We start from the raw sequence: 21,289 nt of genomic DNA, 5'->3' as shown, positions 1-21,289 counted from the left end.
GATCCGGCCAGCCAGGCGCAGAGAGCAGACACCGCCAGAGGGATAGAGAGAGGCGGAGCAGAGGAGCAGGATGACAGATAGTGGCAGCAATGAGCAGGCGAGAAAGCCAGAGCTTGATCAGGCGCGTAGGGAAAGGCTATCTCAGTTAGGGGCTGGGCGGCCCCTGGTAGAGATCCAGCGACTGAGCAAGAGTTTCGCTTTTCGCCCAGTGCTCCGCGGCATTGACTTGAGTCTGCAAGCAGGTGAGCGGCTCGCTTTACTGGGCGCCAACGGGGCAGGTAAAACGACCCTGTTGCGCGTGCTGGCTTGTCTGACACGTCCCACGGCAGGCCGTGCTCTGGTGGCCGGCTTCGACTGCGTCCACGATGCTCAGGAGGTGCGACGGCTGGTCGGTTTTGTAGCTCATCAGCCTTATCTCTATGAGGAGCTGACAGCTCTGGAAAACCTGCTCTTTTTCGCTCGCATGTACGGGGTGACAAAGGGACGCCAACGCGCCTTCTCGCTGTTAGAGCGGGTTGGGCTGGCTCGCCGTGCGCATGAGCGTGTCAGCTCGCTCTCACGTGGCCAGGTGCAACGGCTGGCTCTGGCTCGCGCTCTGCTGCATGAGCCACGCCTGCTGCTGCTCGATGAGGCCGAAACCGGACTGGATGAGGCAGGTACCGCTCTCCTGGCTACGTTGCTGGCCGAGCATATCGCTCAGGGTGGGGCCTTGATTTTGACTACCCACCGGCCCGAATTTGCTTTCCAGCAGGCAGACCGGCTGGTGATGCTCAAAGGGGGACGCATCGTCTATCAGGAGACCGTGGCTAACCTGGAGCTTGCGCAGGTACGCCGCGCCTATCAGGAGGTCGTTGGTTGAGATGAACAGGCTAAGCGCTCTGCGCCTTTTTTGGAGCCAGGTCCTGGCCATTCTCGGCAAAGATATCCGTTATGAGTTGCGCAGTAAGCAAACCTGGCTGGGCATGGGTCTCTTCGCCCTGCTCGTTTTTGTCATTTTCAATTTCGCCTTTGATCTGCGCGTCGAGAACCGAGCCGCAGTGGCTCCCGGAGCACTCTGGGTGGCTTTTGTCTTCGCCAGCCTGCTCGGCTTGGGCCGTACTATCGCCGCTGAGCGCGAGGGGTCATTGGATCGCCTGCTGCTCTGCCCGGTGGATCGCCGTGCTATCTATCTGGCGAAGCTGCTCGGCAACCTGCTCTTTATCGGCGTGGTCGAGCTGGTCGCGCTGCCCATCTTCTCGGCTCTCTTCTCGGTTCCTCTTCTCAGCGGCGAGCTGCTTCCGATCGTGCTGCTTGGAACGCTCGGCGTGGCTATCATTGGCACCCTTTTTTCAGCCATGAGCGCCGTCACGCGCGCTCGTGAGCTGCTGCTGCCTCTGCTGGTCTTTCCGCTGATCGTACCCGTCGTAATTGCCGCGGTGCGAGCTACAGGGGCGCTTATGCTGGCCGCGCCCGCTGAGCCGCCCTGGCTGGGGTTGCTGACTGCCTTTGATGTGATCTTCTTGAGTCTGTCGCTCTTGACTTGCTCCTATGTGCTTGAGGAGTAAATGAAGCTTGATAAGCTGGTGATGAGGGATGGCGGGCCAGCAGCCCGCAGGAGGAACATGAAGGTATGGCTGTGATCAATAAGATAGACTCGGCCCGGGGTGAGGCTGCTGCGTCGCCGAAGAGGCCATCTTTGCCCCTCGTGTCGCTGCTGCTTAATGCTCTGGCTTTCGTGGGCATGATGATTTCTATCTGGGCGATCTTTCTCTACGCTCCCACCGATGCGATTGAGGGACTTTCTCAACGCATTTTCTACTTTCATGTACCGGTCGCCTGGTTAGCCATGCTCTCATTCGTGCTGGTAGCGTTGGGGGGAGTTGTCTATCTGTGGCGCGAAGATGAACGTTGGGACTGGCTGGCGCTGGCTGCGGCGGAGGCCGGTGCGGTCTTTACGACGCTGACGCTGGTGACCGGCTCGCTGTGGGGCCGCGCGACTTGGGGAACCTGGTGGACCTGGGATGCCCGTTTGACGACGAGCTTAATTCTGTGGTTCCTCTATATCGCTTATCTGATGCTGCGCAGCTATCTCGGTAAAACAGCCACGAGTGCGCGCGCCGGCGCCGTGCTAGCGATCCTCGGTGTCATCGACGTTCCGATTATCTACGAGTCAGTGAACTGGTGGCGTACTCTCCATCCGGCCGCGGAGATCGGCACTCCTGGCGCTTTGCCGCCCTCTGTCGTCCTGGTTCTGATGCTGGCTCTGGCCAGCTTTACGCTTTTCTACGGCGCCCTTCTGATCCAGCTCTATCAGATGGTGCGCCTCCAACACCTGACCTGGCGGCTACGGGCTCGCCTGCAGGCCGTCGACTAGGGGAGGGGAGCGCTAGCGCTGCGTATGGTATTGCTGCCAGCAAACCCATGAGTCGCTGCCCTCTTGATCAAGAGTGAGTGAAAGTGACGAGGAGGTACCGCTCAATGATATATATGGTCATTGCCTATGCTCTTGTATGGGCCGGGCTATTCGCCTATCTGGCTTTCGTCTCCTTGCGGATTCGCGCCGTGCGCACGGAGTTGGCGGCGGTCGAGGAGCTGGTACACGAGCGCGAGGCGCGGCAGGAATAGCCGGCGCGCTCATCAGTCAGAGAGAGCTTTTGGCCTTGCTATCCCCAAACTCTAGCTCTTGCCTCTCTATGGCAAGCCGGAATAGATAGATTGTTTGTTCAGGAGAAACAGAGTATGGCAGCAACTGAGAGAAATCTTGAAGAGCCTGGCCAGCAGCCCTCAGCGTCGTCTCCCGCGCCGCTCAAGACGACGCCGGGCTACGTAGCCAATCTGGTGGTGGGGGATATACTCGTTTTTCTGCTCTTCGCCTTCGTGGGTTTGACGAGTCATCACGAACTGAACGGTGGGGCACTCCTCTCCCAGATCGTGCAGGTGGCCTTGCCTTTCATGTTAGGGTGGTTCCTGGTCGCTCCCTGGTTGGGGGTTTACCGCCGGAAGCTGGAGACGAGCACGCGCCTTATGACCTTCTATACGCTGCGCGCCTGGATTGTCTCCTGGCCGGTGGCGATGGGCATGCGCTGGCTCTTCGTTGAGCGTCTGCATCCTGTACCGATTGATGCCTTCCTGACCTTCTCGCTGGTGGTCTTCTTCACTGTTCTGGTGCTCCTGATGGTCTGGCGTTGGCCATTCGCCTGGTACCGGAGCGGGCGGGCCCGTGGTCTTCATTAGCCGCCAGCAGGGGCTGACCAGGCGGTGGAGATAACAGCGATTTGTATCTCTCGGTCGCTTGTGCGCTCGCTTGCTCTCCTCTGCTCTGTTGCCTAGGGAGCTTTTTCAAGCCTGTCTCGTCCAGCTCTCCCCCAGATTTACCAGCCCAGCGGCTTTCAGAAGGCCTCTATTGCAATCTTGGAGACGATACGCTATCCTCTCCGAAAGGAGAGTGGGGGCATTCTTCACTCACTGATTCGTTAGCCGACAACTGCATGCTGACCCTGGCCCGACTCAGGCTGAGGCGCGGACAGGAGAGGAGTCCGGCCAGCGACCCCCTTTACCAGCCGCCGCGGTCGCGCCGCGAGTGCAGCACGCTGAGGGAGACAGATGGCAGCGAGGTAGGCAGATTGATGGCCCACTCCCGTGGGTAGAGAGCTGGATGAGTTGCCCCCAGAGACAGCGGCGGGTTTCTCGATCAGCGTCAGTCTAGCCAGGACAAGGCCGAGGACGCAGGGGCGTTCGCTCATTCGCCTGTTTTTATCCAGCGGCAGTCAGCAGGCTGAGACAAGAGGGGAGAAGAGCGCCATGACGCAGGTGCCATCTGACCACGAGGCAGAGCCACAGGAGGCTCTGGCCGATCTCACAAAGAAGCTGCGCAAGCGTGAGCGTCGCCTGCTTCAACGACTGCAGAAGGCTCAGACAGCGCGAGCAAAGGCGGTCGAGCGTTTGAATCGGGCTCAGGCCCGGCTGGAGAAGCGCACTGCTCGCCTGCAGCGCCTTGAAGAACGACTCTCGCTGGTTCGTCAGCAGCTTCAGACCCTGGAATCGCTGACCAGACGGGCGCCCGTTGCGAGGTCTGTAGACGAGCCTGCCTTGAGTTCCCATGAGAGCAAGAGCGCGCTTCCCGCAGTGCCAGAAGAGGAAAAGCAAGAGACAGCTCACCAGGGAGCTGCCTCGCTTGCCGCTCCCTCGATTCCGGCAGACACAGTCACACAAGATGCTTCTGCGGAGGCCAGCCAGGTCGCTAGCGGAAACCCAATGATCAGCGAGCTGCAGGCATTGACTAACCTCCTTCTTGAGGAGGGACGCCGTGAGGAGCAGCTACGGGCAAGCTGGGAGCGATCCGGCCTCTCTTCTCAGTCATCTTTGATGACAGCAGAAGAAACCTCTGTTAGTCCCAGCGAGCAGACTCCGACTGCTCCTGAGTCGGAAGGCCCCATTTGGCCGGTCTTTGAGCGGGACGCCGCGAAGCTTGCAGAACAGCGTGAACCGGACTGGGTGAACCAGTTGGGCGCGAGCGCGAGCGCTTCCAGCTCGGCGCCAGCTTCGCAGAGCGAGCCAGATAGGCACTCTACGGCGGAAGAGGCCGGCATCTTGATCGCCAGGGAAGAGCCAGACAATCAGCCGGCCTTCCCTTCAAGGGGTGCGCGCCCCGCCTCGCAGGCAGCCGAGCGGTCGCCACAGGCGGCTCTGTACGGCTTTGACGAGCCTCCAGAGTTGCCGGAAGGAGTTGAGAGTGAAGAAGAAGAAGCAGCTTTCTCGCCGATGACGCCCGCTGTGCTCGCCTCTTCACTGCTGCCTGCTTCGCCCGCTGAGCTGGTACGGGAGGCGCGCGCTGCGGCGGAAGCGGCTGAGGAGGCCGCCAGGCTGGCGATCGAGCGCGCCGCTCTGGCTGCGGCTCGCCTTGAACAGCTCCCATCTGGCCGGCATCTGGTGCAGGAGCTGGCAGAGGTTGAGCAGGCAGTAGCCCAGGCAAACCATGCCGCGGAGGTGGCCCAAACAACGGCTCGCGCGGTTGAGCGTTGGGCACAGGCACTTAGCGCGCCTGCAGGCGCTGCCATCGAGAACGACTCGACCAGCCTGTCAGCTCAGGGCCAGGAAGAAGCGCGGGACTCTTCCAGTGAGTCGAGCGAGTCAGCGGTGATCACCGGCTCGGCTGAAGAAGCAGAACCATCAGGCGAGCTAAGGTCAACTCGGCCAGGTCTGAGCGCGAGCGCCCCCGAGCAAGGGGCCGGTCAACCAGAGGAGGCCTCTGGGTCCGAGGCGGAGCAGGCTGATCCAGCCTCACCCAGTCAACAGGATAACGAGGAGGGGCAACGAGATCCGGCGAACGGAACAGAGAAGATCGACCCTCCGACGGTGGCCCAAGAGAAAACAGCAGAAGAGTCCAGCCAAGCAACGCCTGACGCTCTGGAGGCCGAGGAGAGAGGAGATAGCGCAGAGGAGAGTCACGCCCAGGCAGCAGGCTCCTCGCAGGCCGCTTCTGCTAGCATAGCAATCGCTCCTCCCTCTGAGGCTCCCACTAGCTCGGAAATCTCAGAGGAGGAAGTCATGCCAGCGGCTACGGACTCTCCGATTCAGCAGGCGCCCGAAGCCTCACAGGAGGAGAGTACCACGCTGACACCTGGCGGGGAAGCCGGGCACGAGCAGGAACCTGTCTCCGAGACCTCAGAGCAGGCTGAGAACCAGAACGCTGCTCCCGGGACCAGCGCCGAAGCCGTTCAGACACCGGCTGAGTCGCAGCGAGCTGAAGCCGAGGCGGGCTGAGCGAAGGGTGAGGACCGGCACACTGGCGGCCCTGGGCCTCCCTCCGGAAGCCAGTCGGTCCCGTCCCGGTAAGGAAGGAAAGGAAACTGAGGTAGGGTTAGTTATTATGGATGCCAGGGTAGAAGGTGAGAGGCAGCCGGGAGCGCGGGGGGCCAGGTCTCTGGAGCTGGCGAGCGGCACACCCGGCCAACAGGTGGTAGCCGAGAGCCGGCCTATTAGGGCGAGCAGCAATCTGAATGAGGATGAGGTGGCACGTCGTTGGTGGGCGCTCCAGCCTGGGAGCTTGCTTTCCCTGAATTCTGGCGGCTCCCTGCTCCTGCTCTTTCCGGGGCGACCCGGTGGTCGCTGTGGGCCAGATGTGCGCGATGCCGTTTTGCACGATGGGACACAGGAGCTGGTCGGCGATGTTGAATTACACGTCCGTGCCAGCGACTGGCAGGCACATGGCCACCACAACGATGCCCGCTATAACAGTGTGATCCTGCATGTGGTGCTGATCTGCGATCAGACTCGGCCTCCGCTCCATCAGGACGGTAGCCCTCTCCTGGTCTGCTCTCTCTACGATGCGGTGATCACGCCCGCTGATCTCTCCCTGTTTCCGCTGGTCACTGACGGCTCGCCGGGGCGCTGGCCTTGTCAGCGTCTCTGGCCCCAGATGACGCCGGGAGAGAGGTCTCGCCTGCTGACATTGGCTGGTACCTTGCGCTTTGAGGAGAAAGCCGCCCATTTTGTGGCAGCCGTGCGGCAGACAGAAGCTCGTGCCCCATTCTCCGCTTACGACGTCTGCCTGATTATAGCTTTGGCCGAGGGCCTGGGGTATGGGCGCGATCGACGCTTTTTCCGCGCCTGCGGTCAGCGTCTGCTCGGCCTCACGAATGAGCTGCCCGAGCCGGAGGGACGCTCGCCAGGCCCGCCCCCATTGGACGCGGCTCGCCTCCAGACCCTTGGTCGGCTGATAGCTCGCTGGTCGGCGATGGGGGCCTGGGCAACGCTAAGGCCGGCTCTGAGCGCTGAGACGGCCCGAGGCGCCTGTACCGAGTTGAGAGCAGCACTGGCGCCATTGAGCAAGGCCCGCAGCGATATTCTGGTCTGCAATGTGATTCTGCCCTTTGCCTACGCCGTCGCCCTGATCGAGGGCAATGAGGCCCTGGCTAAGCAAGCCCGGCAACTCTATCACAGCTATCCAGCACTGCCGTCTAACCAGATCACGCGCGCCATGTCGCGTCAGCTCCTGCTCCCCAGCGAGCCGCGACTTGCCTGTCAGCAACAGGGATTACACTATATCTATCAGGAAACATGCCGCTCTAAACATTGCGGCATCTGCATGGCAGGAAAGAAGCTGCTATGACTACATCGCCAGGTAAAGAGCGCCTTGCCCGCTTTTTGGCCCATGCAGGCGTTGCCTCACGCCGGCGGGCTGAGGCCCTCATCTTCAGTGGGCGCGTACAGGTCAATGGTCAGACCGTGACCACGCCGGCGACACGCATTGATCCCGAACGTGATGCCGTCACCGTCGATGGCCAGCCGGTCCAGGCGCAGGCATCAGGTCATCTCTACCTCATGCTCCACAAGCCAGCAGGCTACGTCAGCACCGTGAGCGATCCCCAGGGACGGCCCACAGTCCTGGATCTACTGCCAGCGGACCTGCGCCGTCAGCGGCTTTACCCTGTGGGACGACTCGACCGGGAGACCACAGGTTTGCTGCTCCTCACCAATGACGGTGAGTTTGCGCTGCACATGACACATCCGCGCTTCTCGCCCGAGAAACGCTATCACGCACTTGTGCAAGGACATCCTGCTCTCGGGACCCTGGAGCGGCTACGTCAGGGGGTAGTTATTCAGGAGGATGATGGCCGCCTCTACCGCACCGCCCCTGTCGGCGTCCAGCAGCTAGGGCGCACTACCGGCGGCACCTGGCTGGAGCTGCGCCTGCACGAGGGACGGAAACGCCAGATTCGGCGCATGCTCGCCAGCCTTGGTCATCCCGTCATCGCTCTGCACCGGGTAGCGATTGGCCCTCTGACGCTGGGCGACCTGGCGCCTGGCGCCTGGCGCCCGCTGACCAGAGACGAAATTGCCGCACTGCGCGCCCAGACGAAGCGGACCGCCCTCTCTAGCCCAATGCAACCTCCGGCAGCTCCCAGCAGAGGAGCCAGGCCGCAACCAGGTTGTCCCCCTGATCCCTGACCCTCCCAGCAGCGCCCTAATCGCCTGCACTGCCCCAGGGAGGGACTACCCGCTGTTCGCGGCAGAGGCTTCCTCTTAACATAGGAAGACATAGCTTCTATCCCCTGGGTATGGTAAGAGCAAGAGCACAGCAGGCTGAGACAGTGATCACACTGGCCCAACCGTGCAGCAAACGCCCTTGCTCTGCACCTTAGCTCTAGCCAAGAGAGATCTCCTATGCTCACAGTGGAGAGGCTGTTACGGATCACCGCACGCCTCCAAGGCTCGCCCGCGGAAGACAGGCGGCATCGACTACTTGACTTTCTCCGCAAAGGGAGCGCTGCCCGGCGCGGCCTGCTGTTTTTGATCGAGCAAGAAGCCCAATGCTTGCGCCTAGTGGCGAGCAGCGGCCATCTGCCGACACGGCCTGCTCCCCACAAGGCCAGTCGGCCCCCTCTCGACGTTCCCACCTCCATAGCGCTGAACGGTCTCTTTGGCACCGCCGCCCTCCAGAGCGAAGCGCGCCTTATCTCATCGCTCCAGCGAGCAAAGCAGGCCCTGCCCGAAGAGCACTACTGGACGAGTGACACCGAGCGGCTGCTACTCTGTCCGCTCGGCCTCGGCCACGGCCCTCAACCCGCGAGCGGCCTGCTTGTTCTCTGCTTCGCTCCCAGGCAGAGCAGGCAACGAGCAGCCCAGTCCGTTGATCCTTCGACCCTTCTTGCAAGCACCCTCTTTCACCTCTGCCTGTGGCTGCTCGCGAGCACTCTGCCTCAGCCAGCCACACGCGCTGTCAGCGTCTCCGAACAAGTGAGCGAGAGCAGCGCGTCGAGACGCCGCAGAGATGCCGTAGCAAGGGCATCCACAGCGATCAAAACTTTCTACTCAGAACCAACCATCGAAGAAGAGCGGGCCCGCCTTGCCCACACCCTCCATGACGGTCTGGCTCAGGAATTAGCCCACATCCTGCACCAACTGGAAGCCGCCAGCACGCTGCTGCCAGCGAATCAGCCGGAAGAGGCTCAACGGGTGCTGAATGCAGCTCAGCAGCAACTGCGCCAGAGCCTGGAGCGCCTGCGCGAAACCATTGCCACCCTGGCACCCGCCCCACCAGGCGAAATCGGCTTTGAGCCTGCCCTGCGCTCCCTGCTAGCGGACTTCAAGCGCGCAGAGCCGGCTATAACCCTGGAAGTAGATCAGGAACAGCCGCTTGCCATACCACATTTCCTGGAGCCGACAGTATTCCACATAATACAAGAGGCTCTGAACAACGTACGCAAGCACGCTCAAGCCAGTCGCGTGAGGGTCAGCATCCGGCAGCAAAAGAAGGCGCTCGTAGTCAGCATCGAAGACAACGGGAGGGGCTTCCTGCCGGAACAACGCGAGCACGCTCTACAGCCTCAACTTGGACTATACTTCATGCGTGAGCGCGTCCAACGGGCCGGCGGTCGTCTGACAATCCAGAGCGCGCCCCAGCAGGGCACCCGCATCGAAGCCAGCTTTTCACTGGACCTCGCCACCTCGCCGCTCACTCCACGCGAGCGCGAGATTCTACAGCTACTCAGCAGCGGCGCTAGCAGTCGGGCCATCGCTCAGCAGCTCTCACTGAGCGTCGACGGCGTTAACGCCCACATCCAAGGCCTCATGCGCAAGCTGAAGGCCCGCAATCGTATCCAGGCCGTGGCCAACGCTCTACGGCTCCATTGGCTAGAATGACTATCCTGGCCTCCCCAGCTAGCTCCTCGGCCTTGCTTCCACCCACCAGGGGAGGTCAAAGAGATGATCAGGGGATAAAGGAAGCGATATCAGTTTTTGACCAACAAAAGTGCAGCGATGGCAAGCAAAATGCTTGAGAAACCGGGGATGGGGAGAGCGAGCGAGGCAGACAGCCACCCTACCCTAGCGTCTGCGATTGCGTTTCAAATCGCGTCCCACCTGCAGTACATCCTTTACCCGTTCGAGGCGAGCAATGACGCGCTGGAGCTGCTCCAGGCTCTCGATTTCCAGAGTAGCGTTGATCACCGCCAACTCACGCGAACCGTGCGTGCGGGTAGACAAAGCGGCCATATTGATGCCCAGCTCGGCGATTGCGCTGGCGATATCGCGCATCAGGCCCGGGCGGTCGCGCGCCGTCATCACGATCGGCGCCAGATAGTGTGACTGTTCCACACCGGCCCAGCTTACCGTGATCAGGCGCTCGCCGTTATGCTCGCGATAGCGGGCAATATTAGGACAATCAGCGCGATGCACAATCACGCCGCGACCGCGGCTGATAAAGCCCACAATGGCATCGCCTGGCAGAGGACAGCAACAATTCGCCAGGCGTGTCAGCAACCCCGTGACCCCATCGACGCAGAGGCTGACCGCCGGCGCCTCCTTACTGCTGCTTGCAGCTAGCAGCGGCTCCTCCTCCTGATGAGCACCGTTCTCACGATTCTCGCGCTCGCGCTCGCGGACCTGCAGATACTCGCCCAGGCGCACCGCCACCCAGTGCTGACGGACCTTATCGCTGCCAATGGCGGCCAGCAGATCCTCAAAGGAAGAGAGGCGCGGCTCACGCTGCTCGCGCTGAGCATTATATTCCTCCAGGAGACGATCCTGCAGATCCTCTGTCAGCGCCTCCAGTCCACGGACGCCGAGAGCTTTCAGCTCGCGATCCAGGCGCTCGCGCCCGATCTGGATATTGATATCGCGCTCGTGGGCCTTCAGATAGCGGCGAATATGGCTGCGAGCTGTCGCTGTGCGCGCAAAATTGAGCCAGTCGCGACTTGGATGAGCCGTGCGGCTCGTTGTAATATCGACGATCTCCCCATTCTTCAGCTCATAGTCCAGCGGGACCATGCGCGCCACCAACCGCTCACCCTCACCATCGCCGATCTCAGTAATGATGCGAGCGCCGGCGCAATGATTACCGATCTCGCTATGGATGCGATAGGCGAAATCGATCGGAGTCGAACCGACGGGCAGATCCTTGACCTCCCCTTTAGGCGTAAAGACAAAGATCTGCTCCGAGAAGGGATCATTGCGCGACGTTTCCGGCAACTCTGGCTCACCGCTCTGAGAAGCCCGCAGCTCACGCTGCCACTCGGCCAACTGGCGCAACCAGGTCAACAACTCCTTAGCCGAAGGAGAGGCGTGGTCTCCCACATCCTTATAGTGCCAGTGCATGGCCACGCCATACTCGGCGATCTGATGCATCTCAAAGGTGCGAATCTGAATCTCTACCAACTGATCGTCCAGGCAAAAGACCGTCGTATGGAGAGCCTGATAGCCATTCGGCTTGGGATTCGCAATATAGTCCTTAATGCGGCCCTCCTTGGGCTTCCAGAGACTGTGGATATGACCCAGCGCCAGATAGCAATCCTGAGTCGTCTCAACCAGAATGCGGAAAGCAATCACATCATGGATCTGATTCAGATCCAGGCCACGCTTGAGATCCTCCAGGCTCTCAGTACCCAGCAGGCTCGGCTGCGTAGGCAGACCAGCAGCCCGCAGGATCTTCTTGTAGAAGCTGAAAAGGTGCTTAATGCGACCAGAGACCTCCACACGCTTGAGGCCGATAGAAGCCATCTCGCGGCGCAGAATTTCACAGACCTTCTCTACATAGGCCCCCCACTGCTTTTTCTCGGCCTCCATCTGATCGCGAACCCAGGCGTATTGCGCCGGTTGCAGAATCTCAAAGGCCAGGTCCTCAAGCTCGCACTCCACCCGCGACATCCCCAGGCGACCCGCCAACGGAGCATAAATCTCGCGCGTCTCTCTGGCCATCGTCAGACGCTCCTGGGGATCGTACTGGAAGGCGGGATCGCGCAACATACGCATGGCATGCAGGCGATAGGCCAGCTTCAGCAGCACCACCCGCGGATCATCCGACATGGCCAGGAACATCTTGCGCACCGTCTCCGCCTGCTGATGCTGCAGCGCATCCCGATTGCGCCGCTTCCGGCTCTCACGGCTGCTCTCAACCTCAGAGCGGCCCGCTGGCAACAACTGCGCCCCCACCTGCTTCTTGCGCTCCAGAATATTGAGGCGCAGCATGCTGTTCACCACACGCGCCACCGCGCGACCCAGCTCCTCAGTAACGCGCTCCAACGAGAGCAACTCGGCATCAACTGCCTCGAAGATCAGCCCCGCGGCAACGCCGATAGCGTCAATGCGCATCTCAGCCAGGATCAAGGCCACCCCTAACGCGTGCTCCAGAGGAGGAAGGGCGCGCTTCCCCCTCACGCCACGACAATGCTCCTGAGCCAGACGCAAAGCGCGCTGTACCTGCTCAATTTCAGTAGGGGACATATATTCCTGGACGCGCGCCAGCAAGACTTCAGCCACACGCTCGTCGGGGGGTTTCTCTCCAACGGCAGTGGTCAGACCTCCGCCGGCCTCCGCCTCCCCCCGTGTTCCCGCCGCAAACACGGATGAGCGCTCTCCCAATTGTCGGTCTGACTCGTGCTCGATCGTCATCTCGACCATATGCACATTTCTATATTTCATGCAGAAAACTGCAGGATTTGGCCCTATGCAGATTCACGTATCGCTGTTTCAGGGTAGCTTCGCAAGAATCATTAGAGGCCCTGCCACCTTCCTTTTCCGCCAATGTGCTCCTTCACTTCCACCGGGCAGCATCCCGGGCCTATAGTGCCACAGGTTCTAGCAGTACATCCTTTCAGATTATAGACCTTGCAGATAGCCTTGTCTAGCTGCTCTGGCAAGCGTTGATCCAGAGGAAGCGCCTTGCAGTGCGCTCTCAAAGCGAGGTTGACCGATCCAGCTAAGAGCATGGCCTCCGAATAAGCCCAGGGTAAAGAGTACCACCGAGGCTAATACAATGTACCCCTTCCCCAGCGACAGGCACCAGTAGCTATCGCGCCAGGAAAGGGTTATAGCCAGCCCATCACTCTCGAAGCGAGGAGGGAGAACTACCAGTCAGCAATCTCAGCGGGCGCAGAGCGGAGACGAGGCTGATCAACGTCGCCACCTCCTACACTGCCCACTGCGCCCCACCGGCTCCAGGAAAGGCCAGGCCGCCGCCAGCGCCGCGCGGAATCCCATCTGCGTTTTCTCTCTCGCTGACAGTTACTTGCCACTGGAGCATCCAGGCGAATCCGAGAACATTCCTTCATCGCCCGCGCGACTGCTGACCTTGCTACTCTGGCCGGCTCGATGGCCCAGATTGCGCCGCACGCTGACAACGCTCTTTACCTGCAGCAGACGCTTGAAAATGCGCTCAATCTGGTCCACCGACTGGATCTCCATTGTGGCTGTAATCACAGCCTTCTGGAGAGCAGGATTCGTAGTAGAGGAGACGGCAGTCATGTTGATGCCCGCATCGCTGACCACCGCCGCTACATCGCGCAGCAGGCCAGCCCGATCGCGGGCCACAATCGTAATCGGAGCCAGGTAAGACTGTGTCTTAACCTGCGACCAATCCAGATCAAAGATGCGCCCTTTGACGCGCTCGCGGAAGCGCTGTAGCGTACGGCAATCCTGCCGATGAACAATCAGGCCCTTATTCGGACTGAGAAAACCAGCTATCGCGTCCCCCGGAAGGGGACAACAACATTGGGCGAGGCGAGTAGCCACCCCGGGAACAGGCTGCTTTTCGCCAGTGTGTGTCTCCGTCCCTGCTGTAGGCGAGCGATGCCCATTGAGGGCGGGACCAGTGGCAGGGGCTGGCAGCTCAGGATGAGAGTGGCCCGTAGGAGCCTCCGCCTTCTGTAAGGCCCCACGCTCGCGCAAGACCGGTAGCAACTGCTCGACCAGATCCTCTACTGGCAGATCACCGCGTCCCAGAGCCACATAGAGAGCCTCAATTGACTGATACTTGCGCGCATTCGCCAGCGGCAGCAGGTCCTCATCGCGCAAGGCCTCCAGGCCCGCAGCACCCGCTGCCTTCAGGGCCAGGTCGAGCCGTTCGCGCCCAAGCTGCAGATTGATCTCCCGCTCGTGGTTCTTCAGGTAACGCTTGATCTTGGTACGCGCATTGGCTGTACGCACGAAAGAGAGCCAGTCGCGCGTAGGATGGATGGCCTGATTGGTCACAATGTCAACAATCTCACCGCTCTTCAGCTCGTAGTCCAGCGGAACCAGGCGCGTCACCAAACGCTCGCTATCGCCCAGACTGGTAATGATGCGGGCACCCGCGCAGTGGTCGCCAATATCCGTATGGATGCGATAGGCCATATCAACCGGCGTTGACCCGCGAGGGAGATCCTTAATTTCGCCTTTGGGAGTAAAAACAAAAATTTGCTCCTGAAAGATATCCCCCTTCACGGCTTCTATGAAATCATCGGCGCTCTGGGGTAGCTCACGCTGCCACTCACGGAGCTGCTCGATCCAGGCGATCATCTCCCGATACGAAAGGCGGGAGCCGCCGCGCTCGCGCAGATACCAATAGCTGGCGATCCCATAGTCCGCCGTACGTTGCATCTCATGGGTGCGGATCTGGATTTCAGCGAGGCGATCATCGAGGCAGAAGACCGTAGTATGGAGGGACTGGTAGCCGTTGACTTTCGGGGTCGCGATGTAGTCCTTGATGCGGCCATCCTTTGGGCGCCAGAGCGCATGGATATGACCGAGAGCCAGATAACAATCGTGATCGCTATTGACCAGGATACGGAACGAGACCAGATCATGCAACTGACTGACCTCGCCACCGCTCTGCAACAACTTACGGTTGATACTGGCCAGATGTTTCTGCCAGGCCAGCACCTCGGCCTGAATTTCGGCGCGACGCATCTCCTCCTCAATGGCGCTGCAGACGGCGTCGACATACGGTTGGCGTTTGCGTCGCTCCTCTTCAACCTCACGCGCCAGGCGCATATAGCGCTCTGGCTCCAGATAATAAAAAGCCAGGTCTTCCAGCTCAGCCTGCACCAGGCCCATGCCCAGACGCCGCGCCAGCGGGGCATAGATCTCGCTGGTTTCGCGAGCAATGATCTGCTGCTTGGCGGGCGGCATGGCGCCCAGCGTCCGCATATTATGCAGGCGATCGGCCAGCTTAATGACAACCACGCGGGGATCTTCGGCCATAGCCAGCAGCATCTTGCGCACCGTCTCGGAGCGCAAACGGCTCTTGAGGTCGCGTGCGGCCTCTTCCGTGTGCGCGGACTCGGAAGCGGACGTACGCGCTCCCGAGCTGGCCCCCGACTTGCCAGCCAGGGCATCGAACTTGGTCACCCCATCGACGATCGTGGCGACCGCCGGGCCGAACTGGGCCTGCACCTCCTCTAGCGTATAGTCGCTATCTTCCACCACATCGTGCAGTAAAGCGGCCACAATACCATCGGCGTCGATGCGCATCTGTGTGAGGATCAGCGCAACCGCCAATGGATGCTGAATATACGGCTCACCCGAGCGGCGCCGTACTCCCATGTGCGCCCGATTTGCCAGCTCATAGGCCCGCTCGATCTTCTCGACATCCTGCGGCGAGAGATAAGCCCGCGTTTCCGCCAGCAGTTGCTCAAGGGCATTGCCCTCCAGATGCCCATCGGAGGGCTGATACGGATAAATCACCGTCCAGGTTCGCTGCCGCCGCTCTTGCCGAACCTGATTCTGGCTGGCGGCCTCCGAGGCTGCAGTAATGATCGTGTCGGTGTCCACGCTCATATCCGGGGAAACCACCGAGGCCACGGGCCGGCCATCAGTTCCCTCTGGCCCCGTTAGGGTACCCGCCTCATGCCGGCTTCCATTGTGTTCACGTGAGTTCATATCTGGGTACCCAATCCTCTGCCTATGATGCCTATACTGTTCAACAAATCTAGCTGGCCGTTGAGAAATGTTAGACACCTGCCTGTGCATTACCTTGTAATTATAAGGTGCGAGGCATTACTGTCAAGCAGTCGACGGCGAGCGCCAACGAACGAAGAAAAGAAAGAGACAAGGCCAAGAACAGACCTTGGTCTTGTCCGTGAAGCAGATACTTCTTATTCTAATGATTCCTACGTTCCGGGATCACCTTCCCTCACACGAGCGCGTGCCACAAGCAGAGCCGCGCAGTGGAGGAAGGCAAATCAGGCAGGCAGAATCAAGCAACCCTACCCTGTTGGCGATGCCGACCGCCTTGTGGTTCCAGACGCAGATTGCCAGCCTGGCTGCGTGAGCAGCGGCTCATCCGTATCTGGTGCACTCAGCGGCTAGCGCCGCGCCATGCGCGCTTTATCATAGCAGCTGCTGCAGTAGACAGGCCGGTCGTTGCGAGGGAGGAAGGGTACTTTTGCTTCCTGCCCACATTCGGCGCAGATCACCGTGTGCATCTCACGCGGCGCGCGCTCGCTCCGGCTGCCTCCTCCCGCTGCCTGACGCCGCAAGGCCCGACAGGCCGGGCAACGCGCAGGCTGGTTTAGCAGGCCCTTTTGCTGGAAAAACTCTTGTTCCCCTGCTGTGAAGACGAATTCACTTCCGCAATCACGGCACTTGAGAGTCTTGTCGACGAAGCTCAACCAAGGACCTCCTTAGTGGTATGGTCGGTATCCTTTCTTCAGGTCCATTCCTGGCCTCTGTCACCAGTCTGTTCGTCGCCCTGAGCAGCGTGGGACCCATGCCTGATGGCACTGTGCGCAAGACCAGTCTCGGATTACCGCTTGAAAGCATACACCAACTTTTGCTGTTTTTCAAGTGATTCCAGTCCCAATCAGTCAGCGTTTTGATATTTTTACGCGCTTTTCACGTGCGGTGACAGCCTTACATTGGTTTCACAATGTTTCTTCATTTATCAAATAGGCCTAAGCAAGCGGATAGGCACCCTGTCCGCCAGAGCCAGAGCGGGACGTTGCGCAAACCCGACCGATTCGCTATACTTTCTCGACAGAGGAGGTGTGCCCGGCAGGCCGATGTGAGCCTGTCTCAGGTTCGTTGTTTTTCCATCTTGCTCCGCTGAGCTGGCCTGAGCCGCCTCTTAAATTGAGCGCTGAGAGCCTCTGCAACCTCATCCGGCTTGTGGTCCCTGTGGTCCAGCATGGCACGGCGCTGGCTCAGCCGACTCGCCTGGGCTGAGCTGGGCTGGCCCCCTCTCACCAGGCAAGCTTGTTGTTGCGAAGGGAGTGGCCTGTGGACGTACTCGCGGCTCGTTCCGGCCCGTTTGCTTTTACGATCGAGGTTGAGAATCCTCCGGTGCCCTCGGCCTCTACCTGGGCCCGCGCCTGTACTTTGCAGACTCCTCATGGGACGATTCAGACGCCGATGTTTATGCCTGTCGGCACCCAGGCTACGGTGAAGTGCCTGACGCCCGAGGAGGTGCAGGCGGCGGGCGCCCAGATTATTCTTGCCAATACCTACCATTTGATGCTGCGCCCCGGCTCGCAGCTGATCGATAGCTTTGGCGGCCTGCATCACTTTATGCGCTGGCCCGGCCCGATACTAACCGATAGCGGCGGCTTCCAGGTCTTTAGCCTGGGTCATCTGCGCACGCTAACCGAGGAGGGCGTGACCTTTAAGTCGCATCTCGATGGCTCGCTGCATCTGTTGACCCCTGAGCGCGGTCTGCAGATTGAGGCTGAGCTGGGCGCCGATTTTGTTCTGCCCCTGGATATTTGCAGCGGTTATCCCTGTTCCCCGCAGGAAGCACGCACCGCTATGGAGCGAACTCATCGCTGGGCGATGCGCGCGCTGGAAGCTTTTTATAAGCACCCGCATCGCCCGGAACGCCCGCAGGCGCTCTTTGGCATCGTGCAGGGCGCTTTTGAGCCTGAGCTGCGCCAGGAAAGCGCTCGCTTTATCGGCTCCCTGCCTTTCTTCGGCTTGTCGATCGGCGGTCTGTCGGTTGGCGAGCCAAAGGCGCTGATGTGGGAGCTGCTGCGAGTGACAACGCCCGCTTTGCCGCGTGAGAAGCCGCGCCATTTATTGGGGGTCGGCTCGCCCGAGGACCTGATCATGGGGATCGATCTGGGCATGGACCTGTTCGACTGTGTGCTGCCAACGCGGGTGGCGCGCCACGGTGGCCTCTTTACTCGCCGCGGACGGGTCAATATCAAGCGCGCTCGCTTCCGCGCGGAGCGTGGCCCTGTTGAGGAAGGCTGTGATTGCTATACATGTCGCAACTATAGCGCCGCCTATCTGCATCACCTGGCGCGGGCAGAGGAGCAGCTCTACTATCGTCTGGGTAGTATTCATAATTTGCGTTTCATGTTGCGCCTGGCCGCGGAGGCTCGGGCCGCGATTCTGGCAGGCACCTTTCCGGCTTTCCGCGATGCGTTCCTGGCTAGCTATGTGCCGGCCTCAGAGACAGCGCGCGAGGAGCAGCGGGCAAAGTGGTTGGCTCGTGCGGCTGCCCGCGCTCTGTCGTCCTGAAGGTCTGCTCAGTCAGAGAGAAGGATAGCAGCTTATGGCCGAATTGTTCCGCTTTCTTGATACTGGTGTGCACGATGCGGCCTTGAATATGGCCATTGATGAGGCGATCTTGATCCACCACCTGCGCGGAGAAGTGCCGCCCACTTTGCGCGTTTTTCGCTGGTCACAACCATCGATTTCGCTGGGCCGCTTTCAGAATGTAGAGCGCGAGATCCTGAGCGAGGTCTGCCGCGCGCGCGGTGTCGCTCTGGTACGTCGTCCAACAGGCGGTCGCGCTGTCTATCACCGCGATGAGTTTACTTATAGTATTGTGATTAGCCGGCGCTATGGGGTACCTACGGGTGTGGTGGCAGCCTATGCCTATTTAGCCCGCGGTTTATTAGAGGCCCTGGCGCTGCTGGGAGTACAGGCGGAGATCAGCGATGGTCGCGTGCATAAGCATCCCTCGGCGGCTTGCTTCGCTTCGTCGACGCAGGCCGATCTGACTAGCGGTGGCTATAAGCTGGTGGGCAGCGCGCAGGTCTGGCGCGAGGATGCCTTACTACAGCAGGGGTCGCTGCCTCTGGACGATCGCGCAGAGGAGTTCTATGCGCTGCTGCGCTTTCCCGATGAGGCAGCGCGAGCCGAGGCGCTGGCTGTCTATCGCCAGAAGACTCAGCCGCTCCATGCTTTTGCTCCTGCTGTGAGCTGGGAACAGGTGGCAGAGGCGTTCCGCCGCGGCTTCAGTCAGGCGCTGGAACAGGAGTTTGTGCCGGCAGAGCTGAGCCGCTCTGAACTGGCCTTGGCTGAGCAGCTCGTGGCGGAAAAATATAGTAAGCTGGAATGGCGCAAAGAGCGCGTGACTTTGGTCTGAGGAATCATCGTGGTCGCGCTCTCTCGCACCTAGAAAAGGCTGAGTTGAAGAGGGGCTGCCCTCTGAGCCTGAACCGGTTTCGGCGGATAGAAAACGCCCACAATGATGAAAGGATTAGGGCTTATCTTATGGTATTGTCTGGTCGTGCCTAAGAAAAGATAAATGTCTCTCTTAGAGCAGAATTCGTCTAGATACTTGTGACGCACAAGACGATTGGCCTCGGCTTCATCGCCATGAGCGTTGGTCAGGCAGTTCCAGTATAGCGCGCCAAGCTCCCAGTCTTCTATCAAGAGTTTGTGCGGCTTCGTGTCGCCACGACTCATAAAGATGTAGTAATACTTGTATGGTAGCTTTTTAATGGGAACTCTTTTCTTTGCCTCACCACTGCTGTCTATCTCAAATAGATTGCATTGGAGAAAGAAATCGTTCCATTTTTTCTTCCACTGGCGGCTCGTTGGCTCTACTGCGAGATCGATGATTTCACAGGGCTTGAGGACAGCGAGCGAACGTAGTTGCGGACCTTTGGCCAGGCTTATAATTTCCGACATCGAATCGAAGACTTCTCGCAGCACATAGCGCTTGCGCTCCTCCCAACCCATCAAGCTAGCGGGTATATGGCCATCGAGCCTGATGGGTTCTTCAAGGTTCAGACGGGGCCGATAGCTTTCCGGGCGAAAATCTTTGACGTTCCTGACGAGATTAAGGCGAATCCATTCAAATTTACGATATTGCTGATCATAGGGGAGGCTACGGAATGGTATAGGATAAATCCGTATCCACTTTCCATTTTCAAGCACTCCCGCAGTGCAGACTAGCTCTTCGTACTTATTAGAAGGGAGGGGGTAGGCTTTCACAGCGATCAAGACACGAGCATCGGGAAGAACGTCGGGCAGATACATCATTGCCTCCTTTCTCAGAGAGGGACTAACCCCCTCCCCTCTCAAATCAGCAACAGCCGTCAGCTCTTCCATCTCGGATAGTCGCTTCCGACCGTGGCTATCCTGATGGTTGCCGCGGCTGGAGCCCAGTTGTCTTACCAGCTAAATGCACGATAGGCATATCGATATAGCCCTGCTGCTGCAAATAGGCAGCCAGGACAGCACGATGGCAGTGGCAGGGATCAGCCTCAAAACAGGTAAGTGCCACCCGCTTGCGCTCAGCAATGAGCCTCGCCAGGCGCGCAAGACTCTCGGTCTCCCGTGGAAGCAAGTCAGCGACATACTGTGCAAAGAGCGCCCGATAAGCCTCCTCGGTCACTAATCCCCGCCGCAGCTCGGAGGGCACGCCCAGAGCCGGCAAATGGAGATAGGCGATCCCCACCTCGTAGAGAGCCTGGGCCAGGCGTGCTCTGGCAAAGCCGAATTTGCGCGACAACGGATTGCGCCGCACATCGACCAGGACACGCACCTCATGAGAGAGCAGCAAAGACAGGTAGGCATCCAGGCTTAAGCCTTCATAGCCTAGCGTGAAAAGGCAGGCGGCTTCTCGCGGTCCACGATAGACCTCTGCCCTGGGTCGGGAGAGAGCGGCGAGCTGTTGCCGCAGCAGAGGCAGAGCCTTGCGCCAATCAGCAGCGAGGCCCCGGCTTTCCTCCCATACCTGCAAAAGCAGGCGGCGATCTTCTCGACCGAGCTGGGAGAGAAAAGAAACTCCCGCCGCCGCTGCCAGCGCCACCTGTGGCGGCGGGGTGAGATAGCGGCGGAGACGCAGCGTCTGCAGATCATGCTCAAGCACAAAGCTACGCCACTGCTTGCCCCAGGTCACGAAATCGTAAGGTGCCTGTCTCTGCTCGCGCTGAGCCTGAGCAGAGATCAGCATGACCAACAGCCGCGCGGTCTCCTCGTCCAGCTCTTCTCCTGCCAGTTCAGCCAGCGCCAGAAGGAGCCGCTGACGATAGGGCATAGTCATGGGTCGGTATCTTCCTCTCGTCTAATCATTGTCCAGAGTACTAGGACGAAAAGCTGACCGCCCAGCTACACCCTCAGCGCAGGAGTCCTACGCCATCCTAGCCGCCCGGTGCTGGTCCTTCTACCGCCACCATAATGCTTCACTATATTGATTTTACTTCATACAAAATAATGGCGCAAGTGTTTTGTCTAAAAACAAGGTTATCGCTCTCTCCATTCCCGAGCTGCCCCGTTTTGCATGCAAATACATATTAAGTTCCTGACCTACATAATAGCTTAAGAAAGGCAAGGAAAGCTTTCCTCTACAGTGTGAAGAAAGGCGGCAATAGCACCTGTA

Annotated in this window: 16 protein-coding genes; 11 read left to right on the top strand and 5 right to left on the bottom strand. The window is 59.8% G+C overall.

Annotated elements, in window-relative coordinates; genetic code table 11:
• The first annotated feature begins 70 nt into the window (after positions 1-70).
• The 9 genes from ccmA (at position 71) to AC6H1L_RS12720 (ending at position 9,624) form a co-directional block, all read left to right on the top strand.
• Positions 71-859, top strand: a complete 789-nt coding sequence (ccmA, locus tag AC6H1L_RS12760; protein WP_497597872.1) for a heme ABC exporter ATP-binding protein CcmA — start codon at positions 71-73, stop codon at positions 857-859.
• 1 nt (position 860) lies between these two features.
• Positions 861-1,544, top strand: coding sequence for a heme exporter protein CcmB (locus tag AC6H1L_RS12755; protein WP_497597871.1), 684 nt, complete (start codon positions 861-863; stop codon positions 1,542-1,544).
• 65 nt (positions 1,545-1,609) lie between these two features.
• On the top strand, positions 1,610-2,353 hold the full coding sequence (ccsA, locus tag AC6H1L_RS12750; RefSeq protein WP_497597870.1) for a cytochrome c biogenesis protein CcsA: 744 nt from the start codon (positions 1,610-1,612) through the stop codon (positions 2,351-2,353).
• A gap of 104 nt (positions 2,354-2,457) precedes the next feature.
• Positions 2,458-2,604 (top strand): CcmD family protein, encoded by a 147-nt coding sequence (locus AC6H1L_RS12745; RefSeq protein WP_497597869.1) that lies wholly within the window; start codon positions 2,458-2,460, stop codon positions 2,602-2,604.
• A 114-nt stretch (positions 2,605-2,718) separates the two neighbouring features.
• Entirely contained in the window at positions 2,719-3,213 is a 495-nt protein-coding gene (locus AC6H1L_RS12740) for a DUF3054 domain-containing protein (protein WP_497597868.1), read from the top strand.
• A 567-nt stretch (positions 3,214-3,780) separates the two neighbouring features.
• Positions 3,781-5,742: a hypothetical protein gene (locus AC6H1L_RS12735; RefSeq protein WP_497597867.1), complete on the top strand. Its 1,962-nt coding sequence runs from the start codon at positions 3,781-3,783 to the stop codon at positions 5,740-5,742.
• Between the two features lie 106 nt (positions 5,743-5,848).
• Positions 5,849-7,090, top strand: a complete 1,242-nt coding sequence (locus tag AC6H1L_RS12730) for a DUF2851 family protein (RefSeq protein ID WP_497597866.1) — start codon at positions 5,849-5,851, stop codon at positions 7,088-7,090.
• Positions 7,087-7,929 carry a pseudouridine synthase gene (locus AC6H1L_RS12725; protein ID WP_497597865.1) on the top strand — a complete coding sequence of 281 codons (843 nt, stop codon included), beginning with the start codon at positions 7,087-7,089 and terminating at the stop codon, positions 7,927-7,929. The genes AC6H1L_RS12730 and AC6H1L_RS12725 overlap by 4 nt, the downstream gene beginning before the upstream one ends.
• A gap of 216 nt (positions 7,930-8,145) precedes the next feature.
• The gene (locus AC6H1L_RS12720; protein ID WP_497597864.1) at positions 8,146-9,624 is read left to right on the top strand and encodes a helix-turn-helix transcriptional regulator; all 1,479 of its coding nucleotides are present in this window, start codon (positions 8,146-8,148) and stop codon (positions 9,622-9,624) included.
• Between the two features lie 183 nt (positions 9,625-9,807).
• Here AC6H1L_RS12720 and AC6H1L_RS12715 read toward each other — a convergent pair whose 3' ends face one another.
• From AC6H1L_RS12715 to AC6H1L_RS12705, 3 genes are all read right to left on the bottom strand, one after another.
• Positions 9,808-12,378: a RelA/SpoT family protein gene (locus tag AC6H1L_RS12715; RefSeq protein ID WP_497597863.1), complete on the bottom strand. Its 2,571-nt coding sequence runs from the start codon at positions 12,376-12,378 to the stop codon at positions 9,808-9,810.
• A 603-nt stretch (positions 12,379-12,981) separates the two neighbouring features.
• Positions 12,982-15,615: a RelA/SpoT family protein gene (locus tag AC6H1L_RS12710; protein WP_497597862.1), complete on the bottom strand. Its 2,634-nt coding sequence runs from the start codon at positions 15,613-15,615 to the stop codon at positions 12,982-12,984.
• A gap of 425 nt (positions 15,616-16,040) precedes the next feature.
• Positions 16,041-16,346 carry a zinc-ribbon domain containing protein gene (locus tag AC6H1L_RS12705; RefSeq protein ID WP_497597861.1) on the bottom strand — a complete coding sequence of 102 codons (306 nt, stop codon included), beginning with the start codon at positions 16,344-16,346 and terminating at the stop codon, positions 16,041-16,043.
• A gap of 649 nt (positions 16,347-16,995) precedes the next feature.
• Between AC6H1L_RS12705 and tgt the strand changes: the two genes are divergently transcribed.
• Both tgt and AC6H1L_RS12695 read left to right on the top strand, forming a co-directional pair.
• The gene (tgt, locus tag AC6H1L_RS12700) at positions 16,996-18,192 is read left to right on the top strand and encodes a tRNA guanosine(34) transglycosylase Tgt (protein WP_497601547.1); all 1,197 of its coding nucleotides are present in this window, start codon (positions 16,996-16,998) and stop codon (positions 18,190-18,192) included.
• Between the two features lie 34 nt (positions 18,193-18,226).
• Positions 18,227-19,045: a lipoate--protein ligase family protein gene (locus AC6H1L_RS12695; RefSeq protein ID WP_497597860.1), complete on the top strand. Its 819-nt coding sequence runs from the start codon at positions 18,227-18,229 to the stop codon at positions 19,043-19,045.
• 29 nt (positions 19,046-19,074) lie between these two features.
• Here AC6H1L_RS12695 and AC6H1L_RS12690 read toward each other — a convergent pair whose 3' ends face one another.
• Both AC6H1L_RS12690 and AC6H1L_RS12685 read right to left on the bottom strand, forming a co-directional pair.
• A complete protein-coding gene (locus AC6H1L_RS12690) occupies positions 19,075-20,016 on the bottom strand; it encodes a DUF8757 domain-containing protein (RefSeq protein ID WP_497597859.1) in 942 nt (313 codons plus the stop codon).
• Positions 20,017-20,041: 25 nt separating this feature from the next.
• Positions 20,042-20,953 carry a DUF488 domain-containing protein gene (locus tag AC6H1L_RS12685; RefSeq protein ID WP_497597858.1) on the bottom strand — a complete coding sequence of 304 codons (912 nt, stop codon included), beginning with the start codon at positions 20,951-20,953 and terminating at the stop codon, positions 20,042-20,044.
• Positions 20,954-21,289 lie beyond the last annotated feature (336 nt).

It is taken from the genome of Thermogemmatispora argillosa (assembly GCF_059696725.1).
The sequence above is the reverse complement of the archived record's forward strand: the minus strand, read 5'-3'. Positions and strand labels throughout refer to the sequence as shown.